Annotated in this window: 3 protein-coding genes; 1 reads left to right on the forward strand and 2 read right to left on the reverse strand. The window is 64.3% G+C overall.

Going from position 1 to position 3295, the window contains the following annotated elements:
- The coding region (gene ftsZ / locus EOA23_RS33000) for a cell division protein FtsZ (protein ID WP_127307142.1) at positions 1–834 on the reverse strand (834 nt) is incomplete at its 3' end.
- Positions 835–1054: 220 nt separating this feature from the next.
- The gene (locus EOA23_RS33005) at positions 1055–2095 is read right to left on the reverse strand and encodes a proline racemase family protein (protein ID WP_127307143.1); all 1041 of its coding nucleotides are present in this window, start codon (positions 2093–2095) and stop codon (positions 1055–1057) included.
- A 99-nt stretch (positions 2096–2194) separates the two neighbouring features.
- Between EOA23_RS33005 and EOA23_RS33010 the strand changes: the two genes are divergently transcribed.
- Positions 2195–3154: a dihydrodipicolinate synthase family protein gene (locus EOA23_RS33010; RefSeq protein ID WP_127307144.1), complete on the forward strand. Its 960-nt coding sequence runs from the start codon at positions 2195–2197 to the stop codon at positions 3152–3154.
- Positions 3155–3295 lie beyond the last annotated feature (141 nt).

Raw genomic sequence — 3295 nt, forward strand, 5'->3', positions numbered from 1 at the left:
CTCATCGACCTCGAACAGCGTCATGTCCATGCCGCCGCTGATCGACACAAGCAGCCCCCTGGCGCCCGTCATCGAGGCCTCGTCGAGGAGTGGGTTGGCGATTGCCGCCTCGGCCGCCGTCCTTGCGCGTCCCTCTCCGGAGGCCTCGCCGGTTCCCATCATCGCCGGCCCCATGTCCCGCATCACCGACTTCACGTCGGCGAAATCGAGATTGATCAGGCCTTCCTTGACGATGAGGTCCGTGATGCAGCCGACGCCCGCGTAGAGCACACGGTCCGCCATGGCGAAAGCGTCGGCGAAGGTGGTCCTGGCGTCGGCGACCCGAAACAGGTTCTGGTTCGGGATGACGATCACGGTGTCGGCGCTTTCGCGCAGGCGTTCTATGCCTTCCTCGGCCGCCTGGGTCCTGCGCTTGCCTTCGAATGTGAAAGGCTTGGTGACGACGGCCACCGTCAAAATGCCGGCATCGCGCGCAGCGCGCGCAATCACGGGCGCCGCACCCGTCCCCGTGCCGCCACCCATGCCGGCATTGATGAAGCACATATGCGTTCCCGCCAGATGATCCATGATCTCATCGATGGATTCCTCCGCGGCCGCACTGCCGACCTGGGGCAAGGACCCGGCGCCCAAGCCCTCGGTCACATGCGCGCCCAATTGGATCAGCCGCGACGACTTCGACATGGTGAGCGCCTGGGCGTCGGTGTTGGCGACGACGAACTCGACGCCCTGCAAGCCTTCGGCGATCATGTTGTTGACGGCGTTGCCGCCGGCGCCGCCGACCCCGACGACGGTGATCTTGGGTCTCATCTCCAGGATTTCCGGCTTGGCGGTCATTTTTTCATCTTTCTACCGAAAGCACCCGCTGCTCCGCCGCATAACGATGCGGAATCGGAGCAACGAGCACACGAATCAGGTGATCCCCACCAAGCGCAGGGAATCAGAGCGGGCGCCTCCCTGCAAGTCCGCCGAGCATATGCAAGCGCAATGCCCCTGCGTTTGAACAGAAAGGTTCCGGGTGCCCGAGTGCTCCAAGGCGACGCCGTTGCAAGAAGTTCTATTGCGTCACCGAGGTCGAGGTGCCCCAGGTGTCCGACAGCACATAGCCTTGCGGATAGGGATCTGTCGGATCGAGATAGTAGTTGTGCTCGCCGGTGATCCAGGCACGGCCGGTGATCTCGGGAACGATCGCCTTGCGTCCGGCAATTTCGGTCAAGCCGACAATTCTGCCGGTGAAGCGCGAGCCGATGATCGATTCATGGATCAACACCTCCCCTTCCTTCATCTGGCCTCGCGCGTGCAGCACAGCCATGCGGGCCGAGGTGCCGGTTCCGGTCGGGCTGCGGTCAGAGCGGCCGGGCGAGACGATGCAGGTGTTGCGCGTGACCTTGCCCGGCCCCTGGAACGGCATCGCGAACTGCACGATCGAGACGCCGCGCACATTCTCGAATTCAGGATGCACGACATCGAACTGTTCGCGCGCGGCGCGGCGAACCTTCTCGCCGGCCACGGCAATCTCCCGGGCCTCGTCGGGCGTGACGGAGAAGCCCAACGCGGCCGCGTCGACAATTGCGTAGAACATCCCGCCATAGGCGATATCGACCTTCAGAGTTCCCAGCCCTTCGACCTCGATACTCGCGTCGAGGCGTTCGGCAAAGGCGGGGGCGTTGCGGAAGGTGATCGACAGGCACTTGCCGTCGCGGCATTCGGCTCTGACCTCGATGACGCCGCCCGGCATATCGAGCTTGAAGCGGGTTTCCGGCTCCTGCATCGACACCATGCCGGTCTCGAGCAACACCGTGGCGACGCAGATCGTGTTGGAGCCGGACATCGGCGGGTACTCCGTCGGCTCCATGATGATGGCCCCCGCGGCGCAATCCTCGCGCGTCGAGGGCACCAGGAGATTGACGTGGCGGGCCACGCTGCCGCGCGGCTCGCAGATCAGCATGCGCCTGACATGATCATGATCGCGCTGCATCGCTATCATCTTTTCCATCATCGTGCGGCCCGCCGGCGGCAGCACGCCGCCGACGATGACGTCGCCGATCTCACCCTCGGCATGGCAGCCGACGACGCGGATGCTGGTCCTGCTACGCATTGTTCGTTTCTCCCTGTCGGCCGCCACTATCCGCTTGGCAAGCGGTGCTGCTTCGGGACAAACTGATCAATCTGCGTGCCAGCCTCAAGGAGAATCCAAATGACCGCCAACGTTTTTTCCGGCTGCATGCCGGCGCTGATGACGCCCTGCACCGATGACCGGCTTCCCGACTTCGACACCCTGGTGCGCAAGGGACGCGAATTGATCGCTGCCGGCATGTCTGCGGTCGTCTATTGCGGCTCCATGGGCGACTGGCCGCTGCTGAGCGACGAGCAGCGCATGCAAGGCGTCGAGCGCCTGGTGAAGGCCGGCGTGCCGGTGATCGTCGGTACCGGCGCCGTCAACACGGCCAGCGCCGTGGCTCATGCCGCGCATGCCCAGAAGGTCGGCGCGCGCGGCCTGATGGTGATCCCGCGCGTTCTGTCGCGCGGTCCATCGGTGACCGCGCAGCGCCATCATTTCAAGGCGATCCTCTCAGCCGCCCCCGACCTGCCGGCGGTCATCTACAACAGCCCCTATTACGGCTTCGCCACGCGCGCCGATCTGTTCTTCGCGCTGCGCGCCGAACATCCGAACCTGGTCGGCTTCAAGGAATTCGGCGGCCCGTCGGATCTGCGCTATGCGGCCGAAAATATCACCAGCCGTGACGATGAGGTCGCGCTGATGATCGGCGTCGACACCGCCGTCTTCCACGGTTTCGTCAATTGCGGAGCCTCCGGCGCGATCACCGGCATCGGCAACGTGCTGCCCAAGGAAGTGCTGCATCTGGCGGGCCTCAGCCAGGCCGCGGCGAAGGGCGACGCCGAGGCGCGCCGGCTTGCGCAGGAACTGGACGCCGCGTTCGCCGTCCTGTCCTCCTTCGACGAGGGGCCCGACCTGGTGCTTTATTTCAAGCACATGATGGTGCTGAAGGGTAATCCTGAATACAGGCTGCACTTCAACGACACGGATGCGCTGACCGACAGCCAGCGCGGCTTTGCCGAAGCGCAGCTCAAGCTCTTCGACACCTGGTACGCCCAGTGGTCGAGGCAGCCCGCAATGGCACGTTACGCGGCCTGAGCGGACCTGAGACCGCGCGACCTCGCCTTCACCAGATGAAAGGCCGCTGTTGGCGGGTCCACCACGCGGTTGCGAAAGCTGTGTTTTTGTTCGATCGGCGTGCAGGAGCTCCTCTTCTGCATGCCGAAAGCATTGTATTTC

This window comes from Mesorhizobium sp. M2A.F.Ca.ET.042.01.1.1 (assembly GCF_003997405.1).
Lineage (GTDB): Bacteria > Pseudomonadota > Alphaproteobacteria > Rhizobiales > Rhizobiaceae > Mesorhizobium.

What these genes read in the sequence shown, in the direction of transcription:
- EOA23_RS33005 (WP_127307143.1), bottom strand. Translation starts at nt 2,095, where the DNA reads ATGCGTAGCAGGACCAGCATCCGCGTCGTCGGCTGCCATGCCGAGGGT.
- EOA23_RS33010 (WP_127307144.1), top strand. Translation starts at nt 2,195, where the DNA reads ATGACCGCCAACGTTTTTTCCGGCTGCATGCCGGCGCTGATGACGCCC.